12 protein-coding genes are annotated in these 12692 nt (G+C 69.5%); 3 read left to right on the top strand and 9 right to left on the bottom strand.

Features of this window, described 5'->3' with window-relative positions:
* Nucleotides 1-13: 13 nt before the first annotated feature.
* Nucleotides 14-1210 (bottom strand): N(4)-(beta-N-acetylglucosaminyl)-L-asparaginase, encoded by a 1197-nt coding sequence (locus tag ACOQPP_RS02485; protein WP_420635805.1) that lies wholly within the window; start codon nucleotides 1208-1210, stop codon nucleotides 14-16.
* Nucleotides 1211-1385: 175 nt separating this feature from the next.
* Here ACOQPP_RS02485 and ACOQPP_RS02480 point away from each other — a divergent pair, with 175 nt between their 5' ends.
* A complete protein-coding gene (locus tag ACOQPP_RS02480; protein WP_420635804.1) occupies nucleotides 1386-2597 on the top strand; it encodes a hypothetical protein in 1212 nt (403 codons plus the stop codon).
* Here ACOQPP_RS02480 and ACOQPP_RS02475 read toward each other — a convergent pair.
* Complete coding sequence (locus ACOQPP_RS02475; RefSeq protein ID WP_420635803.1) at nucleotides 2594-3544, bottom strand: alkaline phosphatase family protein; 951 nt, start codon at nucleotides 3542-3544, stop codon at nucleotides 2594-2596. The genes ACOQPP_RS02480 and ACOQPP_RS02475 overlap by 4 nt on opposite strands.
* A gap of 78 nt (nucleotides 3545-3622) precedes the next feature.
* Between ACOQPP_RS02475 and ACOQPP_RS02470 the strand changes: the two genes are divergently transcribed.
* Nucleotides 3623-4090 carry a hypothetical protein gene (locus tag ACOQPP_RS02470; RefSeq protein WP_419165612.1) on the top strand — a complete coding sequence of 156 codons (468 nt, stop codon included), beginning with the start codon at nucleotides 3623-3625 and terminating at the stop codon, nucleotides 4088-4090.
* Nucleotides 4091-4141: 51 nt separating this feature from the next.
* Here the strand turns inward: ACOQPP_RS02470 and ACOQPP_RS02465 are convergent, their stop codons facing one another.
* Together ACOQPP_RS02465 and ACOQPP_RS02460 are read right to left on the bottom strand one after the other, a co-directional pair.
* Nucleotides 4142-5461: a 6-bladed beta-propeller gene (locus ACOQPP_RS02465; RefSeq protein WP_420635802.1), complete on the bottom strand. Its 1320-nt coding sequence runs from the start codon at nucleotides 5459-5461 to the stop codon at nucleotides 4142-4144.
* A gap of 335 nt (nucleotides 5462-5796) precedes the next feature.
* Complete coding sequence (locus tag ACOQPP_RS02460; RefSeq protein WP_420635801.1) at nucleotides 5797-7440, bottom strand: SulP family inorganic anion transporter; 1644 nt, start codon at nucleotides 7438-7440, stop codon at nucleotides 5797-5799.
* Between the two features lie 95 nt (nucleotides 7441-7535).
* Here ACOQPP_RS02460 and ACOQPP_RS02455 point away from each other — a divergent pair, with 95 nt between their 5' ends.
* Complete coding sequence (locus ACOQPP_RS02455; protein WP_420635800.1) at nucleotides 7536-8885, top strand: sodium-dependent transporter; 1350 nt, start codon at nucleotides 7536-7538, stop codon at nucleotides 8883-8885.
* Nucleotides 8886-8907: 22 nt separating this feature from the next.
* Here ACOQPP_RS02455 and pdxH read toward each other — a convergent pair whose 3' ends face one another.
* The 5 genes from pdxH to ACOQPP_RS02430 all read right to left on the bottom strand — a co-directional run bounded on the left by pdxH (nucleotide 8908) and on the right by ACOQPP_RS02430 (nucleotide 12612).
* On the bottom strand, nucleotides 8908-9555 hold the full coding sequence (pdxH, locus tag ACOQPP_RS02450; protein WP_420635966.1) for a pyridoxamine 5'-phosphate oxidase: 648 nt from the start codon (nucleotides 9553-9555) through the stop codon (nucleotides 8908-8910).
* Nucleotides 9556-9673: 118 nt separating this feature from the next.
* Nucleotides 9674-10966, bottom strand: coding sequence for an NAD(P)/FAD-dependent oxidoreductase (locus tag ACOQPP_RS02445; RefSeq protein ID WP_420635799.1), 1293 nt, complete (start codon nucleotides 10964-10966; stop codon nucleotides 9674-9676).
* Nucleotides 10945-11562, bottom strand: coding sequence for a sigma-70 family RNA polymerase sigma factor (locus ACOQPP_RS02440; RefSeq protein WP_420635798.1), 618 nt, complete (start codon nucleotides 11560-11562; stop codon nucleotides 10945-10947). Before ACOQPP_RS02440 ends, ACOQPP_RS02445 begins: the two co-directional genes overlap by 22 nt.
* The gene (locus ACOQPP_RS02435) at nucleotides 11555-11983 is read right to left on the bottom strand and encodes an ArsI/CadI family heavy metal resistance metalloenzyme (RefSeq protein WP_419165606.1); all 429 of its coding nucleotides are present in this window, start codon (nucleotides 11981-11983) and stop codon (nucleotides 11555-11557) included. The genes ACOQPP_RS02440 and ACOQPP_RS02435 overlap by 8 nt, the downstream gene beginning before the upstream one ends.
* Before the next feature lie 134 nt (nucleotides 11984-12117).
* Nucleotides 12118-12612: a hypothetical protein gene (locus ACOQPP_RS02430; protein ID WP_420635797.1), complete on the bottom strand. Its 495-nt coding sequence runs from the start codon at nucleotides 12610-12612 to the stop codon at nucleotides 12118-12120.
* Between the last annotated feature and the right edge of the window lie 80 nt (nucleotides 12613-12692).

Raw genomic sequence — 12692 nt, 5'->3', positions numbered from 1 at the left:
GCCGCGGGAGCCGTCAGTCGGCGACGCTGACGCCCTCGTAGGTGTGGATTCCGTCCTCGTTCGCCACCGTCATGCGCGGCGGCGTGTCGCGGAAGGGCATCCACGCGCAGCCGTAGTCGCCGTCCTTGTTGATCGCGACGAACTTCTCGGACGGGATGAAGTCCGGGGCCACGTTCCGGTACTTGTGCCGGATCATCCCGACCGCGTCCTCGCACGCCTGCTGCGGGGTGCGGCCGGCACCCATGCGGGAGACGATGAAGTAGCCGGCGCAGGACTTGATCACGTCCTCGCCGCGCCCGGTGACTGCGGCCGCGCCGACATCGTTGTCGACGTAGAGTCCGGCGCCGATGATCGGCGAGTCGCCGACCCGGCCCGGGACTTTCCACGCGAGTCCGCTCGTCGTCGTGACGCCCGAGACGTTCCCCTGCGCGTCCACGGCGAGGACGTTCGTCGTCCCGTAGCGGTGGATCAGCGCCTCGGCCAGGACGTAGTCTCGGTCCCGACCGTCGCGGCCGGGGAGGTCGAGCAGTTCGGCCCACTCCTCGGCCTCGCGCCGGATCGCGTCCTCTCCGAAGCCGCCGAAGCCGGCATCCGCGCGGCCTCCGCCACCGGAGCCGCCACCGGGGCGGCGCAGATGGTCCGGGGGCCCCCAGTCGTCCGTGTCGGAGAGCCGTTCCCGCCAGCGGAGCCAGATCTCGCGCGACTTGGGCGTCATGAGGTCCCGGACCTCGAACCCGAAGCCGACCGCGAAGCGCTGCGCGTACTCCCCGATCAGCATGACGTGATCGGTGCGCTCCATCACGAGACGGGCGACCGAGGCGGGGGTCCGGATCCCCTCGATGCCGGCCACCGACCCCGCGTTGTACGTCGCCCCATCCATGACCGACGCGTCGAGCTGCACCACGCCAGCGGCGTTGGGCAGACCGCCCCAGCCCACACCCGTTCCGTCCGGGTCGAGTTCGACGATGTTCGCGCCGCGTTCCACCGCGTCCATCGCCGCGCCGCCGCCCGACAGAACCTCCCACGCCGCCGTGGCCGCGCGCCGGCCCGTGTCGTTAGTATGGCTCGTGATCATCATCGGCGTTCTGGCCCGCCCGCTCGACCGGAGCGATGGCGCCGCCCCGCTGGCTGGCCGCGCCGGCACGGACCCCGCGACGGCCGCCGCCGCGCCCAGGCTCAGGCCCCGGCCGATGAAACCGCGACGATTCATCTCGGACATCTCATCCCCCGTTGGCTGGTGTGAGTCTTTCCTGCCCCAAACTGGCGCGACATCGGTGCCTCCCGCCAGCATCCGGGCGGAGTCGGTGTCCGCGGCCGTGCAACTGTCGGAAGACATCGCGGTGTCGACCGTGCGACCGACCGCTCGACAAGCTTGAGGAGGCTGCATGAAAGCCCGCGCCGCAACGTGTCTCCTGTTCTCCGCGCTGACCGCCTGCCAGGTGGACTCGGCGCCCGTATCGCAGGTTTCGGCGCGAGACAGCGCGGGCATCAGGATCGTCGAATACGGTGCGGTGCCGGAACTCGCGACCCCCTTCGTCTTCTCCTCCCAGCCTCTCTACCGGTACGGCGCCGGACCGGAAGACTATCCGTTTCAGAGCATCTGGCGGGGCGCCCTGCTCGCGGACGGGAGCGCGGCGGTGATCGATGCCCTGAGCGCGGAAATCGTTCTCATCGCACCGGACGGAATGTTCCGGGGGCTGCTCGCGGGTCGCGGAGACGGTCCCGGTGAACTCGATCGCCCCAGCAGCGTGTTCTCCCTCGGCGGAGACACGCTTCTCGTGGACGACCACGGCCACGCGCGACTCACCTTCTTCGGCCGCGGCGCCGTCGCACGCGAGGTCGATACGCGTTCTCTCAACCGGAGTCTGCGGGTGCTGGGGCTTGATTCGGCCGGGCGCCTGTTGATGGCGAGTTCTTCCTACCTTCCCGGGTTCCCGGAGCCCTGGCTGCGGGGACACATGGTCCGTTTCGACATCGACTCCGTCGTCGCTGATACCGTCGCGGCGTACGACTGGGTGCCTGCTTCGCCCCGAGAGGGCCCGGTCAACCCGTTCGGGACGGTCGGCCTCGTGGCCGCGGTGGCGGGGAGGTTCGTGTACATGCGCACCGACCGGCCCGAGGTGGTGTGGCGGAATCCGGACGGGACGATGCACCAGATCGTGCGGTGGCGCTCGCCTCCGGCCTATCCGGACGAGGAGGACTGGAAACTGTTCGAGTCCTCGACCCGAACCCTGCTCCGTCCGGCGAACCCGCAGATCCAGTCCGAGGCCGAGCTCGAGGAGCTTATGCGGAGGGTCCTGTCCCGGTACGAGTTCGCGCCGGACGAGCCTCTCCCCCTCTTCACCCGGCCGTTCGGCGACCGGGAGGGCCGGCTGTGGCTGGGACACTACACCGTCGGCGCGCAGGTCAGCGGCGTGTCGGGTTATTCGATCCTCGCCCCCGACGGGACCTGGCTCGGGCAGGTGCGGGCACCGGAAGGGGTCCGACTCCTGGACGTGGCGCAGGGCCGCGCGCTGGGCGTGTTCAGGGATGAGTTGGGCGTGGAGAGCCTCGTCCTGTACGAGCTTCTGCCCGTCGGGACGGCGGGCGGGACTTAGCGGATCGGGCGTCCTTCGCCGGGGGCGGCGAGGGATCGTCCGTCCAGCTCCGCGGCGATCTCGCTCGGCACGCCGAGGTGATGCAGCGCGGTGGCCGCGACGTCGACGATGAAGGTCGGCCCGGCGACGGGCCAACTCCCGGTCGCCCCTCCGCTGGCGAGGATGAAGGTCGTCATCTCTTCGGGCGAGTCCCCGCCGTGGCCGCCATCCTCGCGTCGCCCGTGGTCCGTGCTGATGAGCACGAGCCAGTCTTCTTCCTCCCAGGCGGGCCGCGCCCGCAAAGCCTCCATCAGCCAGCCGACGTGGCGGTCCGAGAGGGAGATCGCGTCCCGGTATTCGACCCCGATCGATCCGTGCCGGTGGCTCGTCTCATCCGGGTTTCCAAGGTAGACGAAGGCGGCATCCGCCGATGCCGAGGCGAGATGTTGCGCCGCGCGCGCCGCGACGACGCTGTCCGCTGCCGCCCACCCGAGTTCATATCCGTCCACGGCGACCAGCGTATCGATCGCGATCGAGAGCGCCGGACCGCCTCCTTCGAGAGAGGCGAGAGGGAGCCAGTCGACGGCGGCGAAAGTCGTGAGTTCGGGGCGTTCCCGCTCGACCAGCGTCAGGAAATCCGGGTGTTCCGAGTACCGCCGCCCCTCGAAGCCGTTGTCGGTCACGCCGTGCTTCGCGGGCCAGACGCCGGTCAGCATGGAGGACCATGAGGGTCCGCTCACGGACGGGGTCGTCGTGCGGGTGCCCGCCGTGTACCAGCCGCTCGCGGCCAGCGAGTCCATGACCGGAGTGGGCACCTCCGCCAGGACGTCCGGGCGCACGCCGTCGATCCCGATCAAGAGGATCTTCGGCGTCCCCTGCGCGTGGGTCGCATTCGGAGCCGGAACCAAAGCGAGGGCCGCGGACAGCGCGGCGGCGGGCAGAACGATGCGGCGGGATCGGGGCGTCATGCGGTCGATGGCTCTCTTTCGGACGTGTGACCGGCTGCGACTGGCGATGAGGACGGCACACTCCGAAGTTGCGGGGTCATGAAGATATCCGTCCAGATCCTGGCCGTCGTTGCGCTGGCGGGCTGCGCTACCGCGCCCGTCTCCTTCCAGGGCGTCGCCCCGCCCGGTCTCGAGACCGCGTATCGGTGCGCGGTCGCGCAACTCAACCTCATGGACTACACGATCGAGGACGGGAATCTGGAGGCCGGCTTCATCCGGGGCCGCAAGCAGACCTCGGGCGTCGTGCAGGAACTCTTCACGGGTGCCGCCCACCACGACATCCTCACGGCGAGCGTGTTCGACAACCCGGCCACGGGGAACACCCACATCAGGGTCGTCGCCTCACGGGTCGCGGACCACGACATCGGCCTCATCAGCGGCCTCGACGACGAGGAGGAGCAGGGCGAGAACCAGATCGCCCCCTCGGACTCGGGGAAGGCCGACGCCCAGCGCCTTCTGACCAACTGCGGCGTCGTGGCCGTCACGGAGTCGGCACCGATCCTCTGACCCGACTCATGCGGCGTTTCGAACGCCCCGCGGTCACGGTAGCGACCGAGTTCACCGAACGGCGGCCGGCAGCCTCCGGACCACGATGCTGGGGATGTCGAGTTCGTCGAGTTCGATGAAGGCGACCAGGCCGTCCGGCCCGAACGCGGCCGGCATCTCGGTGGCGCCGGCCGCGAACGTCCCCGCGTACTCGCCGTCCACGCGCATCACATCGATGGGGCCGGATGCGTCCCACGGCTCCTCCCCGCGCCGCTGAATCCAGAGGGTTCCGTCCCACGTCGCCCGCAGTACGGACAGTACCGGGATCTCCTCGAAGAACTCGCGGTTCTCGATCTCTTCGCGGGCCGCCTCCTTCATCTGATCCAGGAAAGACGACGGTGCCCCTTCCGCCCCCGCCGCGCCCAGGCCGCCGAAAACGCCCCCGCCTGACCCCTCCTCCAGGCTCTGCAGTTCGTGAGCGCGCATGGCCGACTGGATCCGCCGCGTGACGGGTTCCGGGACGAGCGGGCGGCCCAGGGTTCGCGTCACCCGCCCCGTACGATCCGTCACCTTGACTTTGTATGCGCTGGAGTCCGAGTAGGCGATCCCGCCGTCCGGCAGGAGGTCCCAGAGGAGGTCCGGTTCGAACCATCTCTCGCCGCCCATCATCATGCCGAACATCGACGCAGGGTCCGTCAGATCGGACAGCGACAGGTCCTCCGGTTCGTCGCCCTCGACGGGTGGGCGCCACGCTTCGAGGATCGTCTCGGCGACTACCTCCTCGCCACCGAGAGAGAGCCGTTCAAGTCCCCTGTCGTCCACGCCCCCCTCCTCCGCAGCTTCCGCGCCGGCGAGTTCACCGAGGAGGCTGGTGAACGCGCCGAGTTGCGATCGGAGACCCCGGGCCACGACAGCCGGACCGGCCGGATCGGGCCGAAGGCTGGAGCGCATGTTGGACATGCCGCTGAACAGGTCGTTCCCGCTACCCATGCGCACGAAGCGCTCGAACTCGCCGTCCGGGCCGAAGACCTGAAAGGCATTGTGGCCGACATCGGAGACGGCGAGGCGCCCATCCGGCCACACCACGAAGTCCTGGGGCTGGTTGAACTCTCCCGGTCCCTCCCCCGGCCCGCCGACGATGCGGACCAGCGACCCGCTCGGGTCGATCACGACGACGTGCCCCGCGGAGCCGTCCAGCGCGTACAGCCGACCGGCCCCGTCGAAGTTCACGGACGGCGACCCGCTGAACTCCGCCCACTCCGGCGCGTCGAATCCGCCCACGCGGTATACCTCGGGAAAGTCGGCCGACAGCGGAACATCCTGACCCTGTAGACCGTGGCCGGCAGCGAAGATGCCGGTGAGCACGCCCGCTCCGAAGAGAATCTTTCCCATCGCGACAACTCCTTCAGTCGAGGACGCATGTTACTCGGTCGTCATAGCTTTTCGAAGCAATACGCAATTCCGCAGAATGAGGACGAGCAGGACTACGGTAGTAACGCAAGACACGATGACTGCGTACGCGCCGATTGTTAGTAGCCGTACCAGTTCGTCGATTACGGAGAAGGGAGATGCGGCAGCTTCTGCTTGCTGGATAGCCGTAGTCAGGGCAGTCATCGTCCTTGCTCTCTCCTCGGCGTAGCGGGACTCGGCCTCGGCTCCCTACCGATCACGTAGGACCGACCGGAAGGGTTTCAAGTGAGCCCGAGAAGACGGGGGTATTCCGGCGATCAGGCTCTGAGGAGGCCGAGGGCGACTTCCCGGGCCTCATCCAGCGTGTCGACGACCTGACCCTCGGGTACGGCCGAGAGGAAGTCGAGAGTTTCCAGGGTCTTCGCGATGGCGCCCGACACCCCCGTCACGATGACCTCGGTGTCCCCCTTCGCCGCCACGTCGAGGAGCTGTCCGATCAGCATGCCCGCGCTGTCGTCCAGGTACGTCGCCTTGGAGAAATCGAACAGGACGATCTCGTGTTCGCTGATGTCCTTTCCGATGACGCCGACCAGCTTGTGGGAGGATGCGACGGTGAAGGCGCCCCGAAGTTGGACGAGGCCGACCCTGGCCGAGTACTCGTCCATCGTGGATGCGCCCTCGAGTCCGGCGAAGAACGTCCGGTCCAGCAGGGGGACGGAGAGCACGTTGTCGAGTTCCAGACCCTCCAGCTGCCGCGCGTGCGCCATACCCGCGATGATGAGGCCGATCGCCACCGCCGTGACCAGATCCACGAACACCGTCAGGCCCAGGGTCATCACCATGACGAAGAGGTGGTCGCGCCGGATCCGGTGGATGCGGAGGAGGAGGGGCCAATCGATGATGTCCCACCCGACCTTTATCAGGATGCCGGCGAGGACGGCGTGGGGGATCGGTTCGAGATGCCGGCCCAGCCCCAGCAGCACGGCGAGGACGAAGACGGCACGCAACGCTCCGGAAGCCCGCGTGAGGCCGCCGGCGCGGATGTTGACCACCGTACCCATCGTGGCACCCGCGCCCGGGAGGCCGCCGAACATCCCGGAGACCATGTTTCCGATCCCCTGCCCCACGAGTTCCCGGTTCGAGTTGTGCCGCGTGCCGGTGAGCGAATCCGCCACGAGGGACGTCAGAAGACTGTCGACGGATCCGAGCAGGGCGAGAATGAGCGCCGGCTGCAGTGCGCTCGCGAGGAAGCCGACGGAGGGCAGACCCAACTGGATCCCCGGCAGGCCGCTCGGGATCTCTCCGATGATCGGCACGTCCGTCAGCCACAGCACGCCGAGCAGCGTCCCGACCACGAGCGCCACGAGGGGCCCGGGGAGGAGCCGCGACAGCCGCCGGGGCCAGAGGACGCCGGCCACGAGCGTCGCCGCAGCGACTGCGACCGCGCTCACGTTCATGGTGCCGATCGCATCGGGGAGCGCCCGGAGCGCGCCCATGGCCCCTCCCGTCGCGGTGGGAGCGCCGAGGAAGGGCAGCGCCTGCATCAGCATGATGATGATCCCGATCCCGGTCATGAAGCCCGAGATCACGACATACGGGGTGTAGACGACGAAACGGCCCGCCCCCAGAAACCCCAGCACCACCTGCATGAGTCCCGCCAGCACGACCACGGTGAAGGCTTCGCCGAGCGTGGAAGCGTGTGTCGTGACGATGACCGCCATGGCGACGGTCATGGGAGCGGTGGGGCCCGAGATCTGGAAGCGCGTGCCGCCGAACACGGAAGCGAAGAAGCCGACCGCGATCACCCCGTACAGGCCCGCGGCGGCTCCGAGGCCCGACGCGACGCCGAAAGCCAGCGACACGGGCAGCGCGACGACCGCCGAGGTGAGGCCACCGAAGATATCTCCGCGGAGCGTACGAAGGTCGTATTTCAGGGGCCCCTCCTTCCCGCCATCGCACACTTCCTCGTGGACAGGTTACTCTGGGAGCGCCCCCGAGCGCGGGCAACTCCGCCATGTCTTGCGACTTCGACGGCGATGCGCCAACGGGTGATACCATGAAGGCAGTCCGCGAACGCTGGGGAAGTCGTCTGGGCTTCGTCCTCGCCACGACCGGATTCTCCGTGGGTCTCGGGAACATCTGGCGGTTCCCCTATCTCGTCGGCGAGAACGGCGGCGGGGCGTTCCTCCTCATCTACGTCCTCCTCGCCGTGCTGATCGGGATCCCCCTGTTCACGGCCGAGATGAGCCTCGGGCGCCGCGCGCAGGCGACGCCGCTCGCGGGGATGCGGAAGCTGGCGGGGCGCAGTCCCTTCCGCCTCATCGGCTGGCTGGGCCTGGGCGCCGCGTTCCTCATCATGGCCTACTACCAGCTCATCATGGGCTGGATCGCCGCCTACTTCATCCGCGCCTTCCAGGGCGGGTACGGGGCCGGGAGCGTGCAGGCCGCGACCGAGTCGTTCGCCGCCTTCACCGGACGCCCGGGCCTGGTCCTGGCCTACACGATCCCGGTGATGCTGCTCTCGGGCTTCATCATCACCCGGGGGCTGCGGCGCGGGATCGAGCGCGCGGCGCGGCTGCTGATGCCCGTCCTCTTCCTGTTCCTCATCGGGCTCGGGATCGTCTCGCTCCAGTTCGAGGGCGCGTGGGAGGGGGTCCGGTGGTACCTGGCGCCCGACTTCTCGGCCATCGGCCCCGAGACCTGGCTCGCGGCGCTCGGACAGGCGTTCTACTCGATTGGGGTGGGGATGATGGGCGCCTTCGTGTTCGGGAGCTATCTCCACCCCCGGAAGAGCGACATTCCGGGGAGCGCCGCCACGATCGTGGCCCTCGACACGCTCGCCGCGGTCCTCGCGGGCTTCGTCATGTTCCCCGCCCTATTCGCGTTCGGACTGGAGCCGGACCAGGGCGCGGGGCTGCTCTTCGTCACCATGACCGGGCTCTTCGGCCGTCTGCCGGCGGGCGATGTCGCGGCGGCGTTCTTCTTCTTCTTCGTCTTCATCGCCGGCCTCACGTCCGGCCTCGCCTTACTGGAAGCGCTGGCGGCCAGTGCCATGGACTCGTTCGGCTGGAGCCGCAGGCGGTCGGCGTGGGCCGTACTGGCGATCATCCTGCTCGCCGGCGTGCCGATCGCGCTCGGAGGCGGGCCGTGGGCGGCGGTCCGGATCGGCGGCCGAGGGCTGTTCGAACTCGCGGACTACGTGTCGGGGAACCTCTTCCTCACCGTGGGCGGGCTCCTGATTTCGCTCTATGTGGCGACCGCGTGGGGGTTCGAGCGCTTTCGGGCGGAGACGAATCAGGGCGCGGGCCGCTTCCGGATCACCGGCGCGTGGGGCCCCGTCATGCGCTTCCTCGTTCCGGTCGCGGTGGGGCTCGTCGTACTGGCCGGCCTCGGACTGCTGGGCTAGCCCGCCGCGGCAGGAGCCCGGCTTACGGCTGGAGCCGGGTGATCTCCCAGCCGCCGTCTCGGGGTGTGTAGGCGAGGCGGTCGTGCAACCGGTTGGCGCGGCCCTGCCAGAACTCGAAGCGATCGGGGATGAGGCGGTATCCCCCCCAGAAGTCGGGCAGCGGGATGTCCTTCCCGGCGAACCGGGCTTCGATCTCCGCCACCTGCGCCTGCAGCTCTGCGCGGTCGGGGATCGGACGGCTCTGGTCTGAAGCCCACGCGCCGATCTGGCTTCCGCGCCCCCGGGTCGCGAAGTACGCCGCGGACTCCTCGGTCGAGAGGCGCTCGACCCGACCTTCGATCCGCACCTGCCGCTCGAGCACGGACCAGTGAAAGCAGAGCGCTGCCTGCGGGTTCGAGTCGAGTTCAGCCGCCTTGTGGCTCCCGTAGTTCGTGAAGAAGCGGAAGCCGTCTGGCCCCACGCCCTTGAGCAGGATCATGCGGGCGGAAGGCCGTCCATCGGCGCTCGCCGTGGCGAGCGCCAGCGACTCCGGGAGCAGCAGCCCCGATCCCTCGGCATCCTCGAACCAGTGGCCGAACAGCTCGTAGGGATCGCCCGACGCCTCGAGTGTCGGGAGGCCGCGGGCTACGCCCCTGATGAGGGTGCGGATCGCTCTCAGGTGTGCGCGCAGGTCTTTGAATCTGCTCACTCGGGCTACCCGGGTGCGGGGGATCCGTCAATCGGTGGATAGTGTTCGTCGGGTGGCGCGGGCGGTCAACCCGGGGGCTGTGAACCCGCGGGGCCCAACGTCAGGCGAAGCGGGCCGGATCGAAGGGGGTGAGGTCGATGTCGGACCGGCCTTCCAGCACGAGTTGCGCCAGCGCCCACCCCGTCGACGGGGCGAGGGTGACGCCGAGCATCTGGTGCCCCGTAGCCACATGCACGTTGTCCATGTCGGGCAGCCGGCCGATCGCCGGCAGGCCGTCCGGCAGGACCGGGCGCATGCCGACCCAGTCGACGCGTTCCCCTCCGTCCAGGGCGCCGGGCACGTAACGCCGCGCGGCCCGCTCCAGGAGGGCGACCCGGCGGCGGTCGAGGTGCCGGTTGATGCCCGAGAACTCCATCGTGCCGATGATGCGCAGCGCGCCGCGAAACGGCGTAAAACCGATCCTGGCGGGCGCCACGTGCACGGGCTGCCTCAGGCGGGCCCGCGCGTCCCGTACGGTGATGCTGTACCCCTTCCCCGCCTGCAGGGGAAGCGCGCATCCGAGCATGCCCAGGAGGGCACCCGCCTCGGCGCCCGTCGCCACGACGAAGAGGTCCGCCTCGATCGGCTCGCGCGGCTGCCGGCCGCTCGCTGCTCCCTCCGTGGCGGGACCGGCCGTCAGCGCCATCCGGACGCGGCGGCCTTCGCGGGCGAAACCGACGACCTCCACGCCCGCCAGGATGCGGACGCCGCGGGCCTCCAGGCTCGCGGCGAGCCCGGCACAGAGCGACTCCGGGCGCACATGCGTATCGCCGCGCACGTGCAGCCCGATCAGGTCGCCGCGCAGACCCGGCTCGGCCTCCCTCAGCGCCCGGGAGTCGAGCAGGTCGACCCGTCCGACCCGCTCCTCCCCCAGCTTCGCCAGCAGCGCACAGGCCTGATCGCGTTCCGCTTCGTTGTCATAGGCGAGGATCGTGCCGGCTTCCGCGCGCTCGAACTCGACCCCCTCCTCCGCGAGGCCGCGGTACAGCGAATCCGTCGTCGCGTTGAGCGCGGCGAGCGCCGCGACGCCCGCCGCGTAGCTCTCCGCGTTGCAGTAGCCGCGAAAGGCCCACAGCCAGCCCGCGAGATCCAGGATGGCGGCCGGCCTGATATAGAGCGGACTGTCGGAGCGCAGCAGCCAGCGCAGCGAGGTCAGGGTCAGACCCGGCGCGGGGAGCGGCCGTGAGATCGAGGGGCACACCCAGCCGCCGTTTCCGTCGGAGCAGCCGCCGCCGACCCGGGCCCGCTCGATGAGGATGACCTCGGCTCCTCCGCGTTCGAGGTAGTGCGCGACGCACAGCCCGATGACGCCGCCTCCGACGACGGCGACCCTCACCGAGCGGCCGACTGGCATCGGGCGTCGGCGGGCCTCGGCTCTCCCGGCGCGCCGCGGGGTCGCATGTCGATGACCCCGCCCCGCCGGTCCAGCTCGAAATCGCAGCAGTCCAGGAGTCGTCCCTTCAGCATGGCCCGCGCCCGCTGGACCCGAGACTTCATGCCCGAGACGCTCAATCCAAGTCGTTGTGCGGCCTCGACTTGGCTGACTCCCTGGAAGGACGTCGGCAGCAGTGCTTCGGCGTACTTCGGCGGCAGTTTCAGCGCGAACGGCAGCAGACACGCCTCCAGATCCAGCCGCAGGGCTTCGTGGTCCTTCTCGTCCGGGGCCGGATCCGGCGCAGCGGCCTCCGCCCCCAGATGCTCCAAGGCGCGGACCTCGACGGAGCGACGCCGGTGGTGGTCGGCGATGACGTTGGCCGCGACCCGGTAGGGCCAGGCGAGCGGGTCCCGCGCCTCCGCGAGACTGTCCTGTCGCTGAAGCAGCCGCAGGAGGATGTCCCCCGTCACATCATCCACCCAGGACGGATCGACGCGACCGCCCACGTAGCGCCGCAATCGGGTCTGGAACTCCGACCACGTGGGCATGGCCCGCCCGGACGCGACCTCAGGCACAGCAATCCCCGGCGGCGCCGCAGGCCACCGCCGCCGGGGCGATCAGAGCCTCGCCATCCGGCGCGTCGTCGGTCACCACGTACCACTCCCAGCGGAGCCCCTGCGGCTCATGAGACCAGACCTTCGTCTGCGTCGCATGACAACACACCGTCTCCTCTTCCACCTCCGTGAGGATGTCGGCCGCGTCCAGTCGGTCGCCGGCTTCGTGGACGTGCGCGTCGTCGAACACCTCCACGCCCAGGTGGTTCAGACGCTCCTCCGCGTCCGGCTTCTCGAACAGCACGAGTTTCAGCGGCGGCTCATCGATGGCGAAGTTCGCGTACCCCGGGCGGCGCTTGTGCGGCGTCGCGCCGAAGAGCTTGCCGTAGTAGTCCACCGCCTCGTCGATGTCCCTCACGTTGAGGGCGAGTTGCAGTCGCATGTCACAGTCTCCCTGGGTTGTTCACTCGAGTTCGTTTTCTGTCGTCGTCCTCTGCCCTGTAAGACGAACGAGACGACAGAAGGACGCAAGCGAGAGAGTGGACGGCGTTCAGATCGGAGCGGGGGGCGGCGAGATCACGGGGGGCAGGCCGGCACACCCGCGCGGCTCGCGTACGGCCGCGGCGCCGACACCCGTCCCTGGAAGATCGCGCACTCCAGCCTGACCTGCGTCACCCTCGCGATGGCCGACCAACCGTCGCGGGTCGCCCGCACAATCCGCACGCTGACGCCCGGACTCCCGCGATAGTCCAGGTCCTCCAGGAACCTCGAGTACCGGGCGTGCCGCCGATGATACGAGTCCTGAAGCCGTAGCAGTTCGTGGAGGGCTTCAATCGCGAAGTCGCGCGGATTCCGGGGCTCTACGCCGATGTCGCCGCTCGTCGTGATCCGCGGGTCCGCTCCCGGCTCCGTGGCGGGCGCCACGATGGGCATGGGGAGACGATCGCCCTCCGGCCCCGGCTCTCCCGGCCGCACGGTGAACGAGGTGCATGAGGCGAACCCCGCGAACCCCGCGGACACCACCAGGGCCGCGAACCCCCGACCGACGCGATGGCGGGTTTTCTTGTGCACGAAACACCTCCCAAACCGGACCTCCGTAGCGCGCGTCAAGTTTCGCCCCTGGCAGTCGACGCCGCCAGCGACCGGGCGCC

The sequence above is a fragment of the Candidatus Palauibacter sp. genome (genome assembly GCF_965222475.1).
Classification (GTDB): domain Bacteria; phylum Gemmatimonadota; class Gemmatimonadetes; order Palauibacterales; family Palauibacteraceae; genus Palauibacter.
This window is presented reverse-complemented; position numbering and strand designations above follow the sequence as displayed.

Bases quoted from the DNA above. Each gene is read 5' to 3' on its own strand.
- ACOQPP_RS02485 (WP_420635805.1), bottom strand. From the start codon at position 1,210: ATGAATCGTCGCGGTTTCATCGGCCGGGGCCTGAGCCTGGGCGCGGCG.
- ACOQPP_RS02480 (WP_420635804.1), top strand. From the start codon at position 1,386: ATGAAAGCCCGCGCCGCAACGTGTCTCCTGTTCTCCGCGCTGACCGCC.
- ACOQPP_RS02475 (WP_420635803.1), bottom strand. From the start codon at position 3,544: ATGACGCCCCGATCCCGCCGCATCGTTCTGCCCGCCGCCGCGCTGTCC.
- ACOQPP_RS02470 (WP_419165612.1), top strand. From the start codon at position 3,623: ATGAAGATATCCGTCCAGATCCTGGCCGTCGTTGCGCTGGCGGGCTGC.
- ACOQPP_RS02465 (WP_420635802.1), bottom strand. From the start codon at position 5,461: ATGGGAAAGATTCTCTTCGGAGCGGGCGTGCTCACCGGCATCTTCGCT.
- ACOQPP_RS02455 (WP_420635800.1), top strand. From the start codon at position 7,536: ATGAAGGCAGTCCGCGAACGCTGGGGAAGTCGTCTGGGCTTCGTCCTC.
- ACOQPP_RS02445 (WP_420635799.1), bottom strand. From the start codon at position 10,966: ATGCCAGTCGGCCGCTCGGTGAGGGTCGCCGTCGTCGGAGGCGGCGTC.
- ACOQPP_RS02435 (WP_419165606.1), bottom strand. From the start codon at position 11,983: ATGCGACTGCAACTCGCCCTCAACGTGAGGGACATCGACGAGGCGGTG.